The sequence below is a fragment of the Altererythrobacter sp. GH1-8 genome (assembly GCF_043702085.1).
Taxonomy (GTDB): domain Bacteria; phylum Pseudomonadota; class Alphaproteobacteria; order Sphingomonadales; family Sphingomonadaceae; genus Erythrobacter.
This window is the reverse complement of record NZ_CP171690.1, coordinates 2935772-2956488: the sequence shown is the minus strand read 5'-3', so window position 1 is coordinate 2956488 and position 20717 is coordinate 2935772. Positions and strand designations below refer to the sequence as shown.

General features: G+C 55.4%; 25 protein-coding genes. 6 read left to right on the top strand and 19 right to left on the bottom strand.

Annotation, left to right across the window (positions count from 1 at the left end; translation table 11 throughout):
• Nucleotides 1-76: 76 nt before the first annotated feature.
• From ACG9DO_RS14300 to ACG9DO_RS14275, 6 genes are all read right to left on the bottom strand, one after another.
• A complete protein-coding gene (locus ACG9DO_RS14300; protein ID WP_394729088.1) occupies nucleotides 77-424 on the bottom strand; it encodes a hypothetical protein in 348 nt (115 codons plus the stop codon).
• A 168-nt stretch (nucleotides 425-592) separates the two neighbouring features.
• Nucleotides 593-805, bottom strand: a complete 213-nt coding sequence (locus ACG9DO_RS14295; protein ID WP_394729086.1) for a hypothetical protein — start codon at nucleotides 803-805, stop codon at nucleotides 593-595.
• Between the two features lie 2 nt (nucleotides 806-807).
• Nucleotides 808-1161, bottom strand: a complete 354-nt coding sequence (locus ACG9DO_RS14290; protein ID WP_394729084.1) for a hypothetical protein — start codon at nucleotides 1159-1161, stop codon at nucleotides 808-810.
• Nucleotides 1161-1742, bottom strand: coding sequence for a hypothetical protein (locus ACG9DO_RS14285; protein ID WP_394729082.1), 582 nt, complete (start codon nucleotides 1740-1742; stop codon nucleotides 1161-1163). Before ACG9DO_RS14285 ends, ACG9DO_RS14290 begins: the two co-directional genes overlap by 1 nt.
• Before the next feature lie 76 nt (nucleotides 1743-1818).
• Nucleotides 1819-2001 carry an HGGxSTG domain-containing protein gene (locus ACG9DO_RS14280; protein WP_394731279.1) on the bottom strand — a complete coding sequence of 61 codons (183 nt, stop codon included), beginning with the start codon at nucleotides 1999-2001 and terminating at the stop codon, nucleotides 1819-1821.
• The gene (locus ACG9DO_RS14275; RefSeq protein WP_394729081.1) at nucleotides 1982-3529 is read right to left on the bottom strand and encodes a terminase; all 1548 of its coding nucleotides are present in this window, start codon (nucleotides 3527-3529) and stop codon (nucleotides 1982-1984) included. The genes ACG9DO_RS14280 and ACG9DO_RS14275 overlap by 20 nt, the downstream gene beginning before the upstream one ends.
• Before the next feature lie 170 nt (nucleotides 3530-3699).
• Here ACG9DO_RS14275 and ACG9DO_RS14270 point away from each other — a divergent pair, with 170 nt between their 5' ends.
• From ACG9DO_RS14270 to ACG9DO_RS14255, 4 genes are all read left to right on the top strand, one after another.
• Complete coding sequence (locus tag ACG9DO_RS14270; protein WP_394729079.1) at nucleotides 3700-4713, top strand: AraC family transcriptional regulator ligand-binding domain-containing protein; 1014 nt, start codon at nucleotides 3700-3702, stop codon at nucleotides 4711-4713.
• A gap of 92 nt (nucleotides 4714-4805) precedes the next feature.
• On the top strand, nucleotides 4806-5651 hold the full coding sequence (locus ACG9DO_RS14265; RefSeq protein WP_394729077.1) for an NAD(P)H-binding protein: 846 nt from the start codon (nucleotides 4806-4808) through the stop codon (nucleotides 5649-5651).
• Nucleotides 5648-6151 (top strand): DUF1772 domain-containing protein, encoded by a 504-nt coding sequence (locus ACG9DO_RS14260; protein ID WP_394729075.1) that lies wholly within the window; start codon nucleotides 5648-5650, stop codon nucleotides 6149-6151. Before ACG9DO_RS14265 ends, ACG9DO_RS14260 begins: the two co-directional genes overlap by 4 nt.
• Before the next feature lie 304 nt (nucleotides 6152-6455).
• The gene (locus ACG9DO_RS14255; protein ID WP_394729073.1) at nucleotides 6456-7880 is read left to right on the top strand and encodes an amidohydrolase family protein; all 1425 of its coding nucleotides are present in this window, start codon (nucleotides 6456-6458) and stop codon (nucleotides 7878-7880) included.
• Between the two features lie 290 nt (nucleotides 7881-8170).
• Here ACG9DO_RS14255 and ACG9DO_RS14250 read toward each other — a convergent pair whose 3' ends face one another.
• The 3 genes from ACG9DO_RS14250 to ACG9DO_RS14240 all read right to left on the bottom strand — a co-directional run bounded on the left by ACG9DO_RS14250 (nucleotide 8171) and on the right by ACG9DO_RS14240 (nucleotide 11159).
• Nucleotides 8171-9463 carry a DUF3667 domain-containing protein gene (locus tag ACG9DO_RS14250; RefSeq protein ID WP_394729071.1) on the bottom strand — a complete coding sequence of 431 codons (1293 nt, stop codon included), beginning with the start codon at nucleotides 9461-9463 and terminating at the stop codon, nucleotides 8171-8173.
• Nucleotides 9464-9926: 463 nt separating this feature from the next.
• Entirely contained in the window at nucleotides 9927-10430 is a 504-nt protein-coding gene (locus tag ACG9DO_RS14245; protein WP_394729069.1) for a hypothetical protein, read from the bottom strand.
• Nucleotides 10431-10601: 171 nt separating this feature from the next.
• Nucleotides 10602-11159: a hypothetical protein gene (locus tag ACG9DO_RS14240; RefSeq protein WP_394729067.1), complete on the bottom strand. Its 558-nt coding sequence runs from the start codon at nucleotides 11157-11159 to the stop codon at nucleotides 10602-10604.
• A gap of 381 nt (nucleotides 11160-11540) precedes the next feature.
• On the opposite strand from ACG9DO_RS14240, the gene ACG9DO_RS14235 reads away from it, so the two are divergent.
• Nucleotides 11541-12842 (top strand): APC family permease, encoded by a 1302-nt coding sequence (locus ACG9DO_RS14235; RefSeq protein ID WP_394729065.1) that lies wholly within the window; start codon nucleotides 11541-11543, stop codon nucleotides 12840-12842.
• Nucleotides 12843-12992: 150 nt separating this feature from the next.
• On the opposite strand, the gene ACG9DO_RS14230 is transcribed toward ACG9DO_RS14235, so the two are convergent.
• The 8 genes from ACG9DO_RS14230 to ACG9DO_RS14195 all read right to left on the bottom strand — a co-directional run bounded on the left by ACG9DO_RS14230 (nucleotide 12993) and on the right by ACG9DO_RS14195 (nucleotide 18359).
• Entirely contained in the window at nucleotides 12993-13667 is a 675-nt protein-coding gene (locus ACG9DO_RS14230; RefSeq protein ID WP_394729062.1) for a recombinase family protein, read from the bottom strand.
• Between the two features lie 67 nt (nucleotides 13668-13734).
• The gene (locus ACG9DO_RS14225) at nucleotides 13735-14040 is read right to left on the bottom strand and encodes a DUF5681 domain-containing protein (protein ID WP_394729060.1); all 306 of its coding nucleotides are present in this window, start codon (nucleotides 14038-14040) and stop codon (nucleotides 13735-13737) included.
• A gap of 216 nt (nucleotides 14041-14256) precedes the next feature.
• Nucleotides 14257-15729 carry a primase-helicase family protein gene (locus ACG9DO_RS14220; protein WP_394729058.1) on the bottom strand — a complete coding sequence of 491 codons (1473 nt, stop codon included), beginning with the start codon at nucleotides 15727-15729 and terminating at the stop codon, nucleotides 14257-14259.
• Entirely contained in the window at nucleotides 15722-16051 is a 330-nt protein-coding gene (locus tag ACG9DO_RS14215; protein ID WP_394729056.1) for a hypothetical protein, read from the bottom strand. The genes ACG9DO_RS14220 and ACG9DO_RS14215 overlap by 8 nt, the downstream gene beginning before the upstream one ends.
• Nucleotides 16048-16260, bottom strand: coding sequence for a hypothetical protein (locus ACG9DO_RS14210; RefSeq protein ID WP_394729054.1), 213 nt, complete (start codon nucleotides 16258-16260; stop codon nucleotides 16048-16050). The genes ACG9DO_RS14215 and ACG9DO_RS14210 overlap by 4 nt, the downstream gene beginning before the upstream one ends.
• 157 nt (nucleotides 16261-16417) lie before the next feature.
• Nucleotides 16418-16606, bottom strand: a complete 189-nt coding sequence (locus ACG9DO_RS14205; RefSeq protein ID WP_394729052.1) for a helix-turn-helix transcriptional regulator — start codon at nucleotides 16604-16606, stop codon at nucleotides 16418-16420.
• Nucleotides 16607-16711: 105 nt separating this feature from the next.
• Nucleotides 16712-17212 (bottom strand): hypothetical protein, encoded by a 501-nt coding sequence (locus ACG9DO_RS14200; protein WP_394729050.1) that lies wholly within the window; start codon nucleotides 17210-17212, stop codon nucleotides 16712-16714.
• Nucleotides 17205-18359 carry a tyrosine-type recombinase/integrase gene (locus ACG9DO_RS14195; protein WP_394729048.1) on the bottom strand — a complete coding sequence of 385 codons (1155 nt, stop codon included), beginning with the start codon at nucleotides 18357-18359 and terminating at the stop codon, nucleotides 17205-17207. The genes ACG9DO_RS14200 and ACG9DO_RS14195 overlap by 8 nt, the downstream gene beginning before the upstream one ends.
• A 442-nt stretch (nucleotides 18360-18801) precedes the next feature.
• Between ACG9DO_RS14195 and ACG9DO_RS14190 the strand changes: the two genes are divergently transcribed.
• Complete coding sequence (locus ACG9DO_RS14190) at nucleotides 18802-19221, top strand: hypothetical protein (protein ID WP_394729046.1); 420 nt, start codon at nucleotides 18802-18804, stop codon at nucleotides 19219-19221.
• A 51-nt stretch (nucleotides 19222-19272) separates the two neighbouring features.
• Here ACG9DO_RS14190 and ACG9DO_RS14185 read toward each other — a convergent pair whose 3' ends face one another.
• Together ACG9DO_RS14185 and grxD are read right to left on the bottom strand one after the other, a co-directional pair.
• Nucleotides 19273-20055: an NUDIX domain-containing protein gene (locus ACG9DO_RS14185; protein WP_394729044.1), complete on the bottom strand. Its 783-nt coding sequence runs from the start codon at nucleotides 20053-20055 to the stop codon at nucleotides 19273-19275.
• Nucleotides 20056-20370: 315 nt separating this feature from the next.
• Nucleotides 20371-20703: a Grx4 family monothiol glutaredoxin gene (gene grxD, locus ACG9DO_RS14180; protein WP_394729042.1), complete on the bottom strand. Its 333-nt coding sequence runs from the start codon at nucleotides 20701-20703 to the stop codon at nucleotides 20371-20373.
• Nucleotides 20704-20717 lie beyond the last annotated feature (14 nt).

Here is a 20717-nt window from a genome sequence, read left to right as displayed (position 1 = left end):
TTTTCTCCGGCCCTTCTGGAGCAGAATGAGGTTTTGGGAGATGGAGGTCGGGGGCTACCCCATCCTGCTCTGAAGCTTAGTTCTCAACCGTTACGGTGCCCATGCGGAAACCGCGCTTAGCCATTTTCTTGACGTACTCCTTGCGCTCTTTGCGCAGCTCGTCGCCATATTCTTCCCAGGCATCGCGCTGGTCTTCGATGTCGCTTGCCCGTCGCAGGTCGCTGGCGAGTTCCTTTTGTGCTTCCATAACGTCAATTCGGTAATCGAACCACAAGCTGTTCTGGATGCCTGCGATCGGAGCCGTGATAATCAGCTTCTCCTGTTCGCGGGCATAGAGTTCTTCAGCGAGCGTGAAGGTCGCTGCATTGGCGGTGACATTGGTGAGCATGCCGACAACAGCGGCTGCAATGGCAACTTTCTTCATTGTATTCTCCTTCGATCACTGGCCGCGCCATGCGGCCGGTCGAAAGGAAAACGGATGTTTCGCGGAGTTTAATCCATCCCATGTCCAAAAAATTTCTGTGGCGTCATTCAAGCTCAGCATCATAGGATAGTGATGTCTGCAATTGGGTCGTTAGCGGAATGTCGGCTTTTAGCGAGGCCCCATGAGAAGATCAGGCGGAGGCAACTTTACCGCGCCTAGATTGAGCTCAGGCTCGGGCTCCACACCTGCACCCATCAGGACCGCAAACGTATTGGCCAAGGCTCGCCCTTTCGTACCACGCGGCAACTCATAGGCCCGGTTTGCCTTCTCAGCCTCGAAAGCGGCCCAGGAGTACGGATCGAACTGTGGAGCGCGAGGCACGATCAGTCGCCTGCTTTGCCGTAGAGATCGGCCATTGCTCTATGCACTGGCGTCTTTGGTTCTTGACCGGTCCCAATAACTTGAACTTGTCCACCCTTGCGACTGTCAGGAATGCCATATTTGCCGGGTTCGCGCGTCAACGCATGAAGAACCTTCTCCTTGTCTGATCGCGTGTTGTGCTCCTTGGCCCAGTCGTCGCGCTCCTCTTCATCCAACGGCTCAAATTTCCAATTCCGAGGCCCATCATATCGGACCAGATCGTCAGGTTCGAACTTCCGACCAGCGAACAGCGGAACACGAAGACGGTGCGTCGGAGTGCCTCCTGTCGCGACCGAGATAGTGCTGCGATCGTTCATCAGTTCATCTCCTCAATTGGCATAGGTTGACGAGAGGAAAGCGCCCCCACGCCATGCGAATGAAAATCCCCGGCCATGTTGGAAAGGGCAGCAAGGGTTTCGCGCGCCTCCTTGGCCTTCGTTAGGCTACGGTCCGCGTGACCATGAAAGTCGATCAGTTGCAGGCCAGAGCGATCGCCACGCCAACGCGTGCTCATTGCCCGAACAGCAGTCTGAATTTCAGCAGCATTCTCGATCGCAATATCGATGATCCTGAGAGCACCTTCGACCCTTTCAGCTTGCTTGCTGGCATCTCGATAGAGTTTGTCGATCTCAGCCAACTCGCGATCCCAGCGTTCGCGATCCTGTCTGGCCTTGGCAATCCGCTCAATTCGCGTTGCCTCTTCTCGTGCAGCGTCGAGAGCCTCGATCTGCGAATTCAGACGGGTAAGCTTGTTCTGATACTCGGCTTGAACAGAATCATCTTCTTCACCCAGCGCAACGACAAGCGCCGCCGCCCGAAAGCCGTTCTCTGCCTTCTCGATTTCATCCAACAACGCGCTTCGGCGATCACGGTAAGTTTCAGCATCAAGCGTCTTCATTTGCGGTGCTCCATCAATCGTTCCGAGAACGATAGGGTTGTTTTGACCCACTTTGAATCGCAACCAGAGGTGTCGTTCAGGCAGAGGTTTGAATGTAGCGCCCGTGCTTCAGAGCGTTGAGATTGCCGACCGGCGCACCCGGTGATTTGCCACCATGAAAATGGCATCGACCGTTAGCCATGGCCTTGCGCCTACACGGCACACCCTTGCGGTTCCTTGCCCCGCAAATCCGCGCACGATCAGCGATCGAGTTCTGCATATCTGTCATGAGGCATCCGCCGAATATCACCGAGGTAGACCGGATCGACACAGTGTTGTTCGGTTCCGTAGCCATAGAAACCACCATCGACCGGCAACACGGGTTCCGCGAAAGTAAGAGCGAGTGCGTCAGCGTCATCGGGCGACGGCAGGCCGCGCGCCTTCATGTCCTTCTTCGCCTCAAGCTGGATGGACACCTGATCAGCAGCATATCCATACTCAGGGCCGGTTAGATCAGCTTCCAGATCATCCAGGTCAGGAATTGCGCCTGTCTCAAGCCAAGCGCGCATGCTGGTCCACATTTCAGCCCTGCGATTGGCAGTCTGGACTCGCACGCCCGCAGCCCAATCAGCCTCGCGCCCCTTTCCACCAAACCACACTTCAACGACATTCTGCACGTTCAATTGGCGCAGCCGGTCAATTACCGCCGCACCAATGTTACCGGCATCGACACAGATCATTTGCGGGTTCCAGCGCTGCGCTTCCAATGCAACGTCAGCCGCCAATGTCATCGCATCGACATCATGCCAGCGCTTCCACGCCAGCGATCGAGCATCGCGCCCACGGCGCATCGCCAAGGTTGAATGATCATCTCCGAAACGAGCACAATCGAGCCCGAACACAAGCGGCTCACTTGGAAGAACCTGAACCTCGCGCTTGCGAGCATTCTGCACGACTTCCGATGAAATGAACTGCATGGACCCAGCACGCGGGAATTGCCCGAGAACACGGACCCGTACAAAATCGCTGTCAGCCCCATAGGCATCAATCCAGGCTTGCAATTGCTCCTTGTTCGTCCGTTTGGCAGTCCGCCCGTCAATCATCCGGTGAGACCATTGATTGCGAAAGCGACCGACAATGACTTCGCGAAAGCGACCCGTGTTTCGCGTGGGGTTGCCGAATGCTAGCCAAAGGATCTCGGTCTTCGCGTCAGTCAGGCCACCGCTTGCCGTGTCCCAGATCGCATCGATGATCGAAGACGCCTCATCGAACAGCAGGATCGTGCGCTTCCCGGCATTGTGAAGGCCAGCAAAGGCTTCCGTGTTCCGCTCTGACCATGGAATAGCGTCAATGCGCCAATTGCGCTCATGGCCTGCATCTGTCGAATGGATGGACGTTGCTTCCATCACGAACAGTTCGCGCAAGCAGTCGAACTGAAGCAGCGAGTACCACTTCGCCAGTTCCGGCCAGGTCTTCGTGCGAAGCTGCCCTTCCGTGTTGGCAGTCACCACCCCGCGCGTATCTGGATGCGTCATGAGCGCCCACAGGATCAGCCAAGCAACCTGAGAGCTCTTGCCGATCCCGTGACCGCTTGCAGTCGCATCCTGAATAACCTTGAAGGGATCATCGCGAAGCTTCGAGCCGATAAGCTCCAATTGCTCGCGCTGCCATGTGTCAGGGCCGTCTTCATCGGCCAGTGATGTCCCCTCCACACCCCAAGGGAAGGCCCACATGACAAAGCCGAGCGGATCATGGGTAAACCGCCCGAGGTCTTCGATCACTTCCTTGCGAATTTCGTCCGCGTTCAAGCAGGCCTCCTGTCGATTTAGGAGGGCTTAGGCTTGTCACCCATGGGGTTGAATCGCGGGAGGGCTGATATTGGCCAACAAATTTATTGAGCTAACGTCTGCTATTGGGGTGGAAAGCGGGCGTTGCGCTAGCCCTTCCATGATCGGAACCTCAAAGCTAACATCAGGCTGTGCCCCGGTCTTCCTCCATCTATTCGCGCAAGGCAATCGAACAGGCTCCTGAGCATTTGGATCGAGCCGAGCTCTTTGCGATCTGCAAGCTCGACATGGACGCACCTGCGGACCTTGCGACCATGGTTTCAGAAGAAGACTATGTCAGGCTGCTTGAAACTATTGCGCATGCCGAGGAGGGACGCCCGAGAGCCCATATTAATCTTGGCAAGTCGATGCGATGCGAAGACCTAGGGGCGGTTGGATTGGCATGGAAAAGCTCCCCCACCCTGAGGGATGGCTGGGATCGCGCGGAGCGTTATGTGGGAGTTGTCGCCGGTGTCAGAGCACTGGAGTTCACGCGAAATGAGCAAACGACCGAAATCCGGTTTGTCCGATTGACTGACGAAGCTCCCATGGGGGCTAGGCTATCGAACGAAGCAACCTTCGCCTCCTTCACTGCGATATGCCGCGAGGCTTCTGGCCGCCCATTCAAGCCAGACCAAGCTATGTGCGCGCATGAAATGATTGGCGACAAGGATTTCCTGGAGGACTATCTTGGATGCGCGGTCGAGGATCGCGCGGGTATCAATGCAATTGTCATTTCCAACGCAGAGCTGTCTCTACCCAATGCTGTAGGTGACGATGCCATCTCGCGCTTCTTCGATCAGCGCGTCGAAGAGATGCTTGATGAGATGCATTCTAATGTTCCTTTAGCATTCCAGGTCAAATCCGAGATTGGAAAGAACCTTAGTGGCGGCATACCCAAGCTGTCGGATGTCGCAAAGGCACTCGGGATGAGCGCCCGAACGCTGCAACGCAAGTTGGGCGATGAAGGAGCCGTGTTCCAGGAACTGGTAGATCAGGCTCGGCGCGAATTATCCGAACGATTGTTACGAACAACGCAATATCCGCTTGTCGAGATCGCCTTTCTCACAGGCTTTGCGGAGCAAAGTGGCTTCACAAGAGCCTTCAAACGCTGGGCGGGCGAAACACCGCGCTCATTCCGATTGAATGCAACGTCAGGCCAATGACGCGATCTGCACAAAGCTTGTCATCCTAGGGCAAGAGCGCAGTCATCTTCCGACATATCCAATGCTTGTCTCCAACAAAGAGGAACAAGCCAATGAGAAACCAAATCGAAGACAAGCAGATCACACTCGTGATCGGCGGAACTGGCAAGACAGGCAAAAGAGTCGCTGAGCGGCTGACCGCCAAAGGCGAAATCGTCCGCATCGGATCACGCTCATCCATTCCAGCGTTCGACTGGGATCGAGAAGCTGGTTGGGACGCCGCGCTCGAAGGTGTGAAGAGCATCTACATCACCTACTCACCCGATCTAGCGATGCCCGGCGCGACCGACGCCATTAGTGCGCTCGTCTGGCGTGCAAATCTGCAAGGGGTCGAACGGCTGGTCCTATTGTCGGGCCGAGGAGAGAGAGAAGCCCAAGCCTGCGAGCAGATCGTGCAGGATAGCGGTCTCGAATGGACCATTGTGCGCGCCAGCTGGTTCAATCAGAACTTCTCCGAAGGCGCTTTCATCGACATGGTGCTCAGCGGAGCAATTACCCTGCCAGCTGGCGATACACCGGAGCCGTTTGTCGATGTCGATGACATTGCCGAAGTTGCGGCCGCCGCACTCACCGAAGACGAACACAATGGCGAAATCTACGAAGTCACCGGCCCCCGGCTGATGACCATGGCGGATATTGCAACCGACCTTTCAATCGCGACCGGTCGCAAGATCGCTTTTATTGACGTTCCGCATGATGCATTCATCGAGGGGCTGACCAGCTCTGGCGCACCGAAAGATGTCGTTTGGATGCTCGACTACCTGTTCTCGACCGTGCTCGATGGCCGCAACGCCAGCATAACCGATGGTGTCGAGCGTGCGCTTGGCCGACCTGCCAAGGATTTTGCCGAATACGCGCGCGATGTTGCGGCTACTGGCATGTGGAGGGTTGCGGCATGACCTATGATTGGCCCGTCTACTTCTGCCTGTTCCTCGCACTCTGGAGCGCCATTGTCGGGGGCGTTTTTTCCGCCTTCTCCGAGTTCATAATGTCGGCCTTACTCAAGGCTGAGCCATCGAGCGGCTTGGAGGCGATGCAACATATCAATCGCGATGTCATCAAGACCCAGTTCGTTGCGGGTATCCTCTCGATTGCGGTCTTCTCGACACTCTTCGCTATCTACAGCCTTGTGGTATTCGAGGGGGCAGCGCTGGCAACTCTACTCCTAGCGCCTCTTGTTTACGTGCCGAGCGTCTTTCTGATGACGATGTTCGGCAATGTGCCGATGAATAACAAGCTCGACAGCCTCGAACGCACCAGCACAAAGGCACACACTTATTGGCTGGAATACGGCCGCAAGTGGACCAGACTAAATCATGTTCGGGCCATCGGCAGCGTCTTGACTGCTGGTCTCTACATCATCGCCTCCGTCACGCTGATTACAAGCGGTCAAGCTTGATCTCCCCCAACCATTGGAGGATACCATGCAAACCAAGCTAGCCCTGATCTGTGCCATTGCCGGTGCGATGCTACTTGAGCCGCTCGCCGGTCAGGACCCGCTAGAGTCTATCATCTGTACGAGTGATACAGAGCGGTTCGCAGCACTGTTTCTTAAGAGCGACGAGCAACCCAGTTTAGAGCGAATCGAGGCAGTTTATCTCTCTTAAACCAAGGAGGGTCTGCCGCTAATGCACCCTTGGTTGCCGACTTTGTGAATGCAGGGCTAAGGTAGCAATTGATTATCAAGGGACGGCGTGGGTGTGATGAGAACTATTCTTTCCAGTTTGACAGCTCTGCTGGCGGTTTTGGCGTTGCCAGCAAACGCGCAGGACGGGAAAGCATTGCTCTTGAACGACGTCCAAATCCTTCATCTCGAGGAGGAAGGCGCACGGTTGGTTCCTGGAATGTCGATCCTAATAGAGGGTGATACGATCGTCTCGATTCTACCCGCTGAGAAGGCCCATAAGGGCGGCTCTGCCAGGGTCATTGAAGGAAGTGGTCGGATCGTGATGCCCGGTCTTTTCGATATGCATGTTCACGTCTGGGACCAGCAATCGTTGGGGGCATATCTGGCGACCGGTGTCACCACAATCCGTAACGCCTCAGGGATGCCATTTCATCTGCGCCTAATTCATGAGATCGAGCGAGGGACAGTAATCGGACCAAGGCTGATCACCGCGGGACCGATTCTCAATAGCCCAGGCCCCAATCAGCAGATCAACCATCAAATGGTCATCACCGCAGACGAGGCGCAGGAAGCGGTGCGTAAGCAGCACGAATCCGGGTATCGCAGGCTCAAAGTCTATTCCAACCTTACCCGAGAGGCTTACGAAGCAGTGCTTCAAGAGGCCCGGCGATTGGGGATGACCGTGATGGGCCACACGCCAGAGGGCGTCAGAGAGCCAGGCATGCCTTATAAGAGGCCATTCAATATTGGGTTTCAGGAAATTCTCGACGATGGATTTATTACGATCGAGCATGTCGAGTCTATTGTCTGGCATGGCTTAAGAGACGAATACAACGAGGCAGCTGGTCGCAAACTGGCGCACAAAATCGCCGCAGCTGGGGTCCCCGTCGATCCTACCCTGCTCGCGTTCTATAACTTGCTCAGGGTAGCCGAAACACGGGGGGAATATCTGAGGCGCCCGGGGACCGAACTCCTAAATCCTCTTTTGGTTGCCCAAAGCCAGGCTGAATATGAGCGCTGGGCCAACGAAGAAGTCGAACGCAATCGGTATGCGTTTGAGTTCTACAAACGAATGGTGAAAATGCTATCAGAGGAAGGCGTTCTGCTTGTTGCAGGAAGCGATGCGGGTATCTTTACGAACATTCCAGGGATTTCGTTGATCGAAGAGCTCGAACTGCTCGAAGAGGCGGGGCTGGACCGAGTTGAGGTTCTCCGCGCGGCAACGATCAATTCAGCGATTGCGCTTGGAGAGCAGGACCAAGTGGGGCGCGTGGCCAAAGGGTACCGGGCAGACCTTCTGCTTTTGGAACGCGACCCGACACAAAGCCTCGTTGCCCTGAGATCCGTTTCCGCCGTTGTTGCCGGGGGCAGGTGGCTTGACAGAACTGCGCTGGACGATCAGTTGGCGGCTGCATCCCAACACAACATAACGCGAACTCAGCGCAATTTGGTCGAAGCCCTGACAGAGCAAGGTGTCGATCCAGAAATTCTTGGACTGTAACGTTCACTCGGAAGAATGCTGACGGCGAGCCATAAGTCCACGACAACAATGCTAATCTGAAATAGAGAGGAAGCAGGGCTATTATCGATTGATAAGCCACTTTGGGCCCGAGACCTGATCCGTCATGTTCATGAGCTTGGCCCATGGCCCGTGCGGCTCGGTGATACCTGGTGCCGCGCTCTCTGGAAGCTCGGCCTGAATGGCGTTCACCTAAATTTTCCCCGCGCTCGCAGACAAGTTCGGACTAGCCAAAACGAAAACGGCAAGTGTCAATATCAACTTCATTTGGTTTAAAACGCGCCAAGCACGAGTAGCGCCTGCAAAAACAGCAACAACACGATCAAGACAAATATCAACAGCGCGAGGAAACGCCACAGCGTTGAGAGGCGTGACAGGTCGTATGTATATTTTAGTTGCTTGTAGACATGAAGAGGCGCGACCGTCGCAAAGATCATGAAAGCGTAGCTGCCACTTTGATCAATTGAGCTCGCTGCAACCAACGACATCGCGATGAACAAGAGTGACATAAAGCTGAGCGAATAAGTTACAAAGATGGCGTGGTCATAGGCTTTGAACCTACGCTTCCATGCAAAGATCAGCCAAACAAATGGGATAGACAGAGGAATAAGGAGCCAGCTGAATTTGTACCCGTTTGTTTGCAGCTTATAGAGCATCAGGCTCGGGTTTGATCTCCATTTCTCGACCAAAGAATCCACCAATCCAACCCCCGTTTTTGTGGCCGCGATTGTCCCGTCACTGTTTTCAAGGAATGGGATCGTGCTCTGCGCTTGGTCTTCTAACTTTTGGAGCTCTGACAGCCCGCGTTCTGCAGCAGCGATCTCGGCAGCAAGATCAGTATATTCTGATGACCCTTCTGGAAGGACCTTCAGCCTTTTCTTTGCCTCGGCGATCTGGTCTTCGCCAGCTGACTTGAGCTCTCCGACATAGCTGTTGTCGCCCGAGATTAGCCATTGGGAGAGGTTCCGTCCGCGTGTTTCAAGCAGCCTGAGATCGGTTGCAAGGCTCGCACGCTGCGTCAGAAGAGCTTCACGGCGAGCCGCATCAAGATCCGACGAAGCCAATTCCGCATCAATCTCGGCGATTTGCGTAACAATCGCTTCGCTCTCGGCTGTGACCATCTGCGTGACCTGGGCGCGCGCATCACTCGTCAGATCGGTTGGCGTGGTGAGTCCGACCATCTGAAACACTGCGAACATGAGAAAGACACTGAAAAGGAACATGGCCATCGGGCTGACGAACTTCGCGCGTTCGCCGTCGATATAGCGCCGGGTGAGATTGCCAGGCTTGAACACAAGCAGCGGCAGGGTGCGCCATAGTTTACCGTCGAGATGCAGCACTCCGTGTACAATATCGTGGCCGATGGCAGTAAGACTTCTAGGCACATCGCGCTTCTGTCCGCACTGGGGGCAATGAGGGCTTGTGAATGAAGTACTGCAGTTGAGGCAGGTAACCCTTTCGAGTGCTTCGGTCTGCGGATTGGTCTCGCCTTGGCGCGGCTCTACTGATCGTCCGGCGAGTGAGCCCTCGATTGCTGTGCCCAGTCCATCTGTTATGTCGCTCATAACTACCCCTCGTCACTCCAGCCTTATAGGCGGGTTTTGGTCCCCGCCAAAAGAGACGTATGCTTTTAGTCTTGCGTTAGTTTGGTGTGACGATGCCGGACTTCGCGAAAGAGAATGGGTCTAGCACCTGCGGTCAAGATGAAGAGCTGGTGCAACGGAGCATTGGCTGGACTTGGCTCGTTTTAGGAAGAAGCGCTATTAACCCGATCTTTGCGTTCCTGGTTCACGCGCTTGTCATATCCCACCACTAAAGCTCTCAAAGCGACCCGAAGGGCCTTGGTTTTGATCAAGGTTCCTCAACTTCATGGCTCTGCCTTCGGGCGGGGCCATTTTTTCCAAGGGGGAATCTTAGGATCGCGTGACTAATGTCCGCAACTGGATCGTTAGCAGCCCGATTCCTTCTGGCACTTGCTCAACCAGCCACGAAGACAGCTAATGGGGTGAACGCGGACGTTTTCAGCAGTCATTGCGGGCAAGGCGCGCCCTCATACTGTGTTCGGTCAATTTCATATTCTTTGCCGTTCCAACGAATGACCGGGAAGCAGAAGCCTGGCCCCCCGACCTCGATGTCCGGCCATCCCTCTGTTCCCTTTGTCTCAAGGAAACTGGGTATCCCGATACGCTCGTCGAGAATGCGCCAAGTGCCATCTTTCTGTTGCGAAACTAGGGTGTAGCCATAGCCTGCCATCCCAAAGCAATAGGTCCCGCCTTCGGTAACTAGAGCGTCAACCAGACCATCGCCGTTGAAATCGCCGCGTTCCATAATCGCGCCGGGCTCGTAGCTCATCGTCCCTGGATCGCCGCACTTGCGCCACGCTTCTTCGGAAAACTCGAAACCAGCCGCTTTGAAGATTTCGTCGTCAGTGACCGACCCAGCCATCTCGCTCGTTTCATTCGCGGGGCTTGCCTGAGCACAGCCAGCTTGTGAGAGCGCAAGCGCAGCTAGGAGGATTTGGGCACTTCGCATTGACTTCCTCCAGTACCGAGGGCGCCTCAGCAAATTACACCTCAACGATCGGCAAAACAATCCTGGGTCTGAAAATGCAGTCTCAGCAATCGGGACGTTACCAGTCGGTCTGCTTGTGGCTCGAAGCGCAACGAAGCCTCCTGTCGGCTGTAAGGATGCCGCGCTGGAGACTTAGCCTTCTTCAACCTCCAGCAAGTACAACACTTCCTCAAAGCTGTTCCGTAAATTTAATTGCGTCCCACTCCCAAATTGCAGGATGGCCCCGTGGTCGCCCTTAGCGACATACAGAACACGAGAAACTTGGCACGCTACCAGAGACCCATCACTCCGGCGGAACTGCACAAACCGGCCGGCCTGGCTAATGGTCGGAACCGGCTTTCGCTCTTCGTTAGACGGCTCCTCGTTATTGTCAGGTGTTGCCAGTCGGGAGGGTCCAGCGACACGAGCGAGGCGTTTGTCGAACCACTCCGCTACCATCCCGTCCAGTTGGTTTCTCGCTTCATCTTCAGCTTCACTGTCCTTGCGTCGTCTGGCAGCTTCCAACCGATGCATCGCAACAGTAATCTGCTCAACCAAAGCAATGTGGCTTGCGGGAGCTTCCTGGCCTCGCAGTTCGTCAATGGCCGAATACATCTTTCGCAATGAGCCGACCGAGACAGCCTCCGCAACTCGCAGGTCATCGAGGACTTCGTAAACGTCCCAATATGCTGAGCCAGCAAGCGGTTGCACCGAAGCCTCCAACTTCGAAGTTTCGAAATTGCCAAGGTGAGTAAAGGGACAGGGTTAACATCACTCTAATCGGGAGGGCGCTCCCGACCTAACAAGCGTCACCTCGCAAGACCGCTTTCAACCGGTCCGACGTCCGCAATTGGGTCGTAAGCTGAATGTCGGTATTTGAGACAATTTCGCTAAAAGCTGCTGTTCAGGCAACGACCCACTTGCGGTCATCATGCAAATTCAGAACTTGGAGCGGTTTGCCTATCCTCGGCAGAGATTAGCAGCCCCATTGGTGATGCATCAACGTCGGGATGTTCGCAGCAGCAACGCAGGCTAAGAAAAGCTTTGACAGCCTGCAAATAATCAGGCCCCTTCTGTGGAGGGGGCTTCTCAATGCACGATGTTAAATCTCCGCCTCGGGTGGTCGGTCCCTTTGGCGCGACGCTGATGAGCGTCAATGGCATGATCGGGGCAGGCATCTTTGCCGTGCCCGCGTTGCTATATTCCGAAGTAGGCAATTTCGCGCCGTGGATGTTCCTGATCTTCGGGCTGCTTTACTCCTGCGGCACTTTGATTGTCGCTCGGCTGTGCAACATGTTCCGGTCATCGGGCGGGCCCCAACTTTGGATACAGGCGGCATTCGGCCCGTTTGCCGGGTTTCTGGTCGGGTTCTGGATTGTGCTGGGCATGAGTGCGGGCCGCGCAGCGACGCTGTATGTGCTCGTCTCCTACATGGCCGCGATCTTTCCCGCGCTTGGCGAACCAGGGGCGCGAGCACTGGCCCTGGCGTTCCTGCTGGTCGCGCTGACTGGGATCGTCATTTCGGGGATGCGCAACAGCATCGGCTCGGTGGCGGTGGGAACCGTGCTCAAGCTGACGCCGATCCTGCTACTTTGTGGGCTGGCCTATGCCTCGGGCGGCATTGCTAGCGAGTTCATCCTGCCGCGCTTTGGCCAGTTCGAAAGCGTTGCGCTGCTGGTCTATTTCGCCTTTTCGGGCGCAGAAGTCGGGGCCTATTCGGCCGGCGAATTGAAACGCCCGCGGCGCGATCTCCCGCTGACGATGCTGTGTTCGCTCGCGCTTATCACCATCTTCTATATGGCGGTGCAATGGGCTTACATCGCGGCCGGAGCCCCGCAAAGCGATGGCGATGCAACCCCGCTCGCTGCCGCTGCCGGAGCCGTGATGGGCGACGCAGGCGTGTTGATTATCAGCCTTGCCGCAATCTTTTCAATCGCGACCAATGCGCTGAACTATTTCATCGGCGGGCCGCGCCTCATCTTCGGCATGGCCGATCGCGGTCTATTGCCCTCAACTCTCGCCCATATATCGCCTCGGTTCCAGACCCCCGACCGCGCCGTGCTGATGTTCGCTGCCGTCGTTGCGGTGATGCTATCGAGTGGGGCCTTCGTCTTTCTGGCGCAGGTCACTTCGCTGGCATCAACCGTGACAAGCGTGCTCGTGATCGCCAGCTTCGTCGTTCTGATGCGCCGCACCGACGAGCGGCACAATGGCCGCCTTGCGCTGTATTGGTGGCCGGTGATGGCGGTATCGGGAGGATTTACGCTGTTCACCATGATCCAGGCGCCGGCAAGCGCATTCGGGCTGATGATCGTGCTACTGGCCGTGGGAAGCGGGCTCTATTTCGTGGCACGACGCCGAACATTCAGAGTGCCAGAGCCAGAGTTTGATTGAACAAGCCTATCTTGGCTCGGCGCGGGGTAATCTCGAAATAGCCAATCCGCTTTGCGGCTTCGAATTGCGGGATTTTGACGGCAGCTTTCCACCCCATAAGCCGCCTCTGATCATTCACAGGCGCTTGCCTGAAAGCTGACGGAAGCGTTGTCACGCCAACCTACCCAGCAAGTTCTTCACGCTCGACGCATGCCACTTGCCGCCGCGAGGCGTGACAAAGCCGCCTTCATTCATAGCCTTTGCCAATCCGGTGAAGGATGAAATGCCCTTGGCATTCAGATCCTCAATCACTGAGCGCAATTCTTCGGCTCGCTCTTGTGCATCAGCCTTGAGGCTCTCAATTGCCGCTGTGTTGCCTTTCTGAGCCCGCCTGAGCGCATCAGCGCCGTTCGGGTTGCCAAGGCGCACACCTCGCGCTTTCGCGGCCCTGAGAGCGTCCTTGGTGCGTCTAGAGATCGCCTTGCGTTCGGCTTGTGCCACAGCAGCCATGATATGCACGGTGAGTTCGTTGGCTTCCGGCATGTCCGCAGCGATGAACTTTGCGCCGCTATCCTGAAGCGTTGCCAGGAAGGCCACGTTGCGGCTCAATCGATCGAGCTTCGCCACCACGAGTGTAGCGCCCGTGACTTTCGCCCTGTGAAGGGCTTTCGCCAATTCAGGACGATCAGCCCTCTTACCACTTTCGATCTCGGTGAACGGTGGCGCGATGATCTCCCAGCCCCTGTCCCGGCAAAGGCTCTCCACCACCTCTTTTTGCGCTTCCAGCCCTAGACCAGACTTGCCCTGTTTCTCTGTCGAAACGCGGTAATATGCTACGGCTTTCATCGCTAACGCCTTCCCTACAAATCACACTAACGAACGTTAGGCGAATATGTAGGGATAGGCAATGAGATTATGCAGCCTCTAATCGCGGAACCAATGCCCGCTTACGCGCAGCTTCAAGTAGTGCAGCCGTTGCTTCATCGGAGCGCAGATCGATACCCAAGTCTTGCCTCGGCTTGCCCCAGCCACGATCGAGCAGAGCAATAGCAGCAGAGACACGGGCATTCTCGCTTTCGCCGCCAGTCGCGATCTGCACCAGCGTCTCCACCGCCTCTACGGTATGCTCTCGCGCCAAGTCGGTTAGTGTCCTGCCATCGGCAAGCAGGACTTTTGGTCTACCGCCGGGGTTGCCACTCTGTCCCTTCTTGAAAGTCATAGCCCTTAACTCCTGAAGCTTGAGAACAAGCCCTAGCAGTTTGGACGATCGGCCTTGAATCGCTGTTCCAGCGTTCTAGCTGTTCTGAGCTACCCCTAAACTTACTGAATAAAATGGATAACGTTTTGAAGTCTAAAGGGAGGCCGGAACGGCTGGAACACAATTGAGTGAAAGATCTGATTTCATTGATCTTTCGGTGTTCCAGCTCCCTTGACATTAATCGACATCAAGCGCTTTCCGCTTCTCGCCATCACCAATGCGATTGATCTCAGCCTTGATTTCTTCATTCGAAGAACGGCTCCAACGTTCATAATTTCGCAGCACATAGATGTTCTGAGGCCCCTGTGCGAAAACCCTGATTTTTCTAGGGTGCTTTCGAATCTGAGCTCGGTCCATCGAGAACTTAACCCCAGCTACAATGCCACTATCACCAGGTAAGAGGGCTGTAATTTCCGCCCCTGTAATCAAGTCGACAGGCCAGTTTCTTGCGACTTCTGCCAAGAGGATATCATCCTCGGACTGACTGAATGAAATGAGTTCAGCCTTCGCATCAGTCATGGGTGGCTGAGCACCAGGATTGAACTTCGAAATGTCCCTCCGCTTTAGCAATTCTGCAACTGACGCAATGAATTCTGGATCATCGAGTAACCCATAGAGCTCTGAATAGTATTCTCGCGTCCGAGGCTCACCATCATGAGATACAACCCAGAAGCGGCGGTCTTGATCAGTCAAAGGCAGCGCGCCGGTGTGGTTCGAGAAAAACAGCCATCGGCAGATGTTGTGCTCGACCCTTTGACGCCCGTATTTTGGATTGATCTCTCGGTGCTCTTCGGTGACAATTTGCCTCAGCTTCTGGGCATGCCTGTAGCTAGCGTTTCCGCCCTCATTGATCTCATCCACGATCGCCAAGAGTTTGCGTGACATGCGACCATTGAAACCGCCTGTCAGGATTGGAAGCAGTTCCAGCGACGCCGCAACATATCCAGCCCAGACACGCGCCAGCACAGAGGAAATCCAATTCCGCCCTTTGCCGTGTTGTCTGCTGATATGAACCCAGCCAAAGTGTGGAAGAACACCCGGTTTCTGCTGAATATGAGCAAGCCAATCGAGAAATTCGTCAACATGTTCGCCCCAAAGCCAAGCCAAATGATCAACAAAGGGTGCGGAGCGAGTCTGCCAGTTATCAGGCGCTGGCTTCTGATCGAAACCCATCCATAGGTTGATCGAATTGAGTCCCGTGTTCGGATCGCGAGTCAGCCGCTTGCCGCCTGCTCGAAAGGTAATCCCGGAAGCCTCCATCCGGTCTCGATGCTCAAGCCACGCCTTAGTCACAGGCATCGTTTTGACTTTCCCCTCTACTTCATAGGAATGACGAGATGCAGCAAAGGCATTTCTGAAGTCTGGAAGCCTGAGCGCCGCTTGAGGCAAAGAAAGCGGGGCCACTTGCGAGCCGTCTTTAATGAAGACGAACTCAGCCAGCATTTCTTCGAGCGTGTAGATCTGAGCCGTAGGAATTACGTTCGGGCCTTCCCCTATCTCAACGTTCTCATCACGCTGCCTTTGACGGCGCATTTCCGGAGACTCGAAACCGACTGTCCGATCGCAGTCACGCATCTCGTTATAAAGCCGCTCAAGGCTTGCGATGTTAGCTTCATCATCGCCGGTCGCGTCGAAACCATCATCATCCATGATTTGGCCCTCCGCTACTGATCACCCCAGGGCCGAACTGATCGATGTTTTCGACATGTATCGCTGTGATCATCAGGCGCTTGAAGAGCTTGTTGAGATCCTCGAGTTCCGGTTCGGTGGCAGGCGCGTAGAGATTGGCGCAGCCGTACTCAACGACGATCCATGCCAATTGGCGTGCAGTGTCGCTCTCGGTGCGAGAAACCATTGCGGAAGCCGCATTGCGATACGAGCGCATCTTCGCTCGCAGAGCGTGTTCAGCCTCGCCTATGTTCGGTAGGAAGACGCGGATATCGTCGCGATCGAGCATGACAGCCGCGTTCATGCCACTTCCCCAACCAAGACCTTGCAGCCCCAGCGCTTACCCAGACGGCGCGCATAGTTCTCAGCGCTTTCCCGGTGGCGAAAGTTCGATCCCCAACGCTGACGACGAACCTTGCCGCCAAAAGGGAACGCAAGCTCGACAACCCAGGAGCGCGGACATTCGCGCACCGTGAAGAAGCGATCAGTCGGAAATTGAAGAACGTTGCTCATGGCCACTTCCCTCCCGCAAGACGTTGATCACGGCACACAGCGGTCAGGCTTGCCCATCGAATCAGGTTTCTGTACGGAGGTAATTGATCGAATGCGTACCAGCGAAGATCAGAGCCGCCCCTGCCAGGGCGGCTTTTTCGTGGTTGAGGAGGACCGGTCATGCTCCCGCTCGCTCTGCAAGACGGTCTTCTGCCCAGGCTTGCACCTCGTCTTCAGGCCAAGCGATCGCGCGCGCTCCGATTTTGGCAGGTCGAGGGAAATCCCCCCGGTCGACCATTTCATATATGGTCGCGCGGGTCAGGCCGGTGCGATCCAAGACCGCAGGTAATCTAAGGAATCGGGTCATTATAGCCGCTCCATCATTTCGGACGGCTCTGGAATTTACGCAGATTTATCGGACAGTCGACAAGGTTGCAGGGGAGATTGGTTCGAAAATTCTCCGACAATCTCCCTAGTACTGTTTTACGAGCTCCTTAGCTTGCTCAAATGAGAAATCTGGCTCTTCAACACTGTTGATGATGATTTGGACAAGCGCGATTATCGCCGAGTTGTCGCCACTACCAAGATACTCCTCCACTACCTCTCGAACTGCTCCAACTAGGTAACGTCGCCACCATTTCTGGGCGGTCCCGAGCGGAGCTGCCGCACTCGCTTTCTTGAGTCCTGTCTGGAGATGAATCAGAGCATCATGGGCTTGGGAGACAGTTGAGGGTGCCAAAAGCGCTTTGATGGCCGTTGATGGATTTTTCAGTTGGCGCAACACTTCAGCCACATTGCTTTGGAGCTTCGCAAGCGAATGCCGTGACGAGACAATAGCGCGCCATTCGGGCGCTTCTTTCGTCACGTCCTCCCTGTATACCTCTGCAATCCTGGCAACACGCCAAAGCGGCAATGCCGGCCAACGCCTCTCTATCTCTGCTTTGGCAGCTTCGTTGAGCACTGTCTCAGCCATTTAGTTGCACCACATTCCCGGCGCGTTCGCCATTGAAAGATCGATCGACCTCAGCCGCCCAGGCTTCCAGCGCTCTGCGCTTCTCGGGTGCGAAATCGTGCAATGCATACACTTGCGCCGTTACCCCTTTGGCAGCGTGATTGAGCACCCTTCCAACTACTTCGACTGAGGAGCCCAGCCGTACCATGTGTGTTGCCGCTGTTCGTCTTAGATCATGCAGTCGCCAATCCTGCACCTGTTCGTTCTTGGCCAGCATCAAGCGATCTATCTGCGTTTTCATGCGGGCGAAGGCACTTATGGGTGTCTCCCCGTTCGTGGTAAAAACGAAAGGCCCAAAACGAGGCGAGGCCTTGAGAATCTCGATTGCCAGCGGGGGGAGGGGGACTAGGTTCGCGCGATCCGACTTGGTTTCCGGCACTATCCATGTGGCCGCTTTCATGTCGATATGTTCCCAACGCATGTGAGCAACCTCAGTGCGGCGCTGGCCTGTCAAAAGAAGCATTCGCAGGAATTGTCCCATCGGATAGCCGAGCAGTTCCGCACCTGCCCAAATCCGCGCCACTTCCTGCATGTTCAGGAAGCGATCGCGGGCGGTTTCCTCGGTGGGCTTGTCCATCGCCTCAGTTGGCGATGCATCGATGAACTCTTCTTTCAGAGCATAACGAAAGATCGTCTTTATGAGTGCTAGTACGCGGTTGGGTAGGATCGCACCCTCAAGGCTCGAAATAAGCTCCCTTGCGTCTCTGCGCTTAATCTCAGTTATCTTTCGGTGCTCCCAAGCGGGAAACACATGACGCTCAAGCTGGCGCTGTTGAAGCTGCCAGCTCTTGTTGTTCGGCTTTGCTCGTTTTTCGAGCCATTGTCTCGCGACTTCCCCGAATGTGCGATCAATGCCTTCCGTACTGCCATCTCGTTCCAGTGCTTCAAGCATCTTCTCGGCAGCAGAACGAGCGCTTGCGAGTTTCATAGCTGGATATGTTCCTAGCTTACGATTGATCGTCTTGGGCCCCACACGTTTGCGCAAGGTCCAGACCTTTTTCCCGCTTGTGCCGATGCGAAGCCGAAGTCCGGTCACCTTATGGTCTGGGTGCTCGTCTTGGCCCTTGGCGGGCGCCTTTATCGCGGCAATCTTCGTATCGGTCAGCATTTGCCTGTTCGCCTGTTACCTGACAACCAAAGGTAACACCTTAGGTAACCTAGCGCCGGATATAAGGCAACACTATCGGACGATAATAGCTCGAAAATCCACGGATTCTGGTATCTTCGGACATCATCGGATGCCACCAAATCAGACTTCTAATCTTGAGGCAGCAGGTTCGAGTCCTGCCGGGCGCGCCAGCTATCAGGCACCCTGTCAGGGGTGCCTTATGGCTGTTGCGATGGTGGGCTCGAACAGAGTTCGGAAACGGAGCGCCGCTAGGCGCGGAGTTGAACGAGCCGCATAGCGGCGAGGACAGTCCTGCCGGGCGCGCTAATTATCAGGCATCCCGCTGGGGTGCGCACTATGGAAGTTGGAAGTGCAAGGTTCCCAAATACCCCAATTCGCAATCGAACTTGCTTCGACGCCGTTCGCGATCGGAATCTTCATCATGGATTGGGCAAGGCATGAAAGAGAAATCATCCGAATAATTGCGGCTCTAGAGAAAGTTGATGCAACCGAAATTAAGGGGGAGCTATTGGATGGGCAACTTGTGGAGATGGAAAGACGGCTTCGGTCTGGAGCAGAGCGAATATCTGACCCAAAGACCAAAAAGAAGTTGCTTGAAATGACCGACGAGCACGCCCGCCTTCGCGAAATAAGGAACGACATCGTTCATGGTCTTTGGTCTGGCCTCAATGAACACGATAGATTTGTTCATCGGAGAAAGAAGAGAGGCCAGCTTGAAACCTCTTCCGTCTTCGGAGCAAAGGAAATCATTGCCGAACGTGACGCAATCTTGGCTATTAACGGTCAGACCTTTGAATTGCTGCGCCTTCTTGGTGTCTTACCCATGCCTGAAGTGAAATGATGAAGCGAATACATCGCTTCGCTGGCAATCGACCTAACGTTTTAGTTCAGCTTAACCCCGCGTCACGCTCTCCAGCAACTCGCTGGTGACGGGGTATCCCGCATCCTCGAGAATGGTCAGCATGGGCTGGCCCGTGCTATTGTCGACCCTCGGCACAATCGTGCGTACGGGAATGGCTTCCGCCTGCGCCTTCGCTGCCGCAAAATCCTCGAACAATGCGAGCCGTTCAAGATTGCGGCGGGTCGGAAAGATCAGCTTGATCTCGCCCCGATCTGCCGCATCCAGTGCGCCCTGCGCCGTGGTCCAGAACAGATGCGTGTTCTCAGACTGGTCGGCCGCGATATCGACCGCGCCGGTTCCCAGATTGGCCAGGTAAAAGCGCGTGTCGTAAACGCGTGAGAGTTTCTCATTCTTGGGATACCACCGCGCGAACGGGGTGATTTGATCGAGGTCCAGCTCCCAGCCGAAATGATCAAGTACAGAGGCCAGCTCGCCCGTTTCCTCAAGGAACCGCCGGGACGCACGCGCCTTGTCAGCATCTATTTCGCCCTTGAGGCCGACGACGAGCCCTGTCTCTTCCAGTGTTTCCCTGACGACCGCAATCTGATGCGCGGCTTCGTCTGGAGGCAGTTCTCCTCCGAGCATCGCGCCCAGTTCAAAGTCAGCCGGGTCGACGCGGCCACCGGGAAAGACCGCCATGCCGCCTGCGAACACCATCTCGCGGCTGCGGATGGTCATGAGGATTTCAGGCGGACCATCTGCCGCGCCATTGCGGAAAATAATGATAGTGGCTGCAGGAATGCCCTCAGGCCTGGTCTGGGTGGAAGAGCTCATGCGATCCCTACTGAAGGGCGCTGCGCGACTTGCCAACCCGTCAATTGCATCGCGGAGTCGGGAAACTTTACAATGGGGTGGCTATTAACCGCTGCGTTTACCATTCAAGCTCGCGGAAAACGGCCATTTCTCAGATTTGGCACGGCATATGCAAAGAAACAGGCATACCCGTTGGTCTTCGATACAGAGGCGGGATCACCGGTCTCCCGATCCCGCCTCTCCCGTTACATCCGAAAATTGAAACTCACCGCCTGACCGACACTTCAGGTGCTGTCGTGACATGCCACCTTCAGATTGGATTGGATGAGTGGTCCTTCAACCTTCAGCTTTTGCGACACCCTGCTCGTCGAGCAGCTGCTGCAATTCGCCTGCTTCGAACATTTCCATCATGATGTCGCTGCCGCCCAGAAACTCGCCTTTGACGTAGAGCTGCGGGATGGTTGGCCAGTCGGAATAAGCCTTGATGCCCTGGCGGATTTCCATGTCCTGGAGCACGTCAACGCTTTCATAGGAAACACCGCAGTGATCGAGGATCTGCACTGCACGGCTGGAGAAACCACATTGCGGAAACAGTGGCGTGCCCTTCATGAACAGGACAACATCATTGTTGGATACGAGGTTTTCGATGCGCGCGTTTGTGTCGGTCATTGTCTTTTCTGATC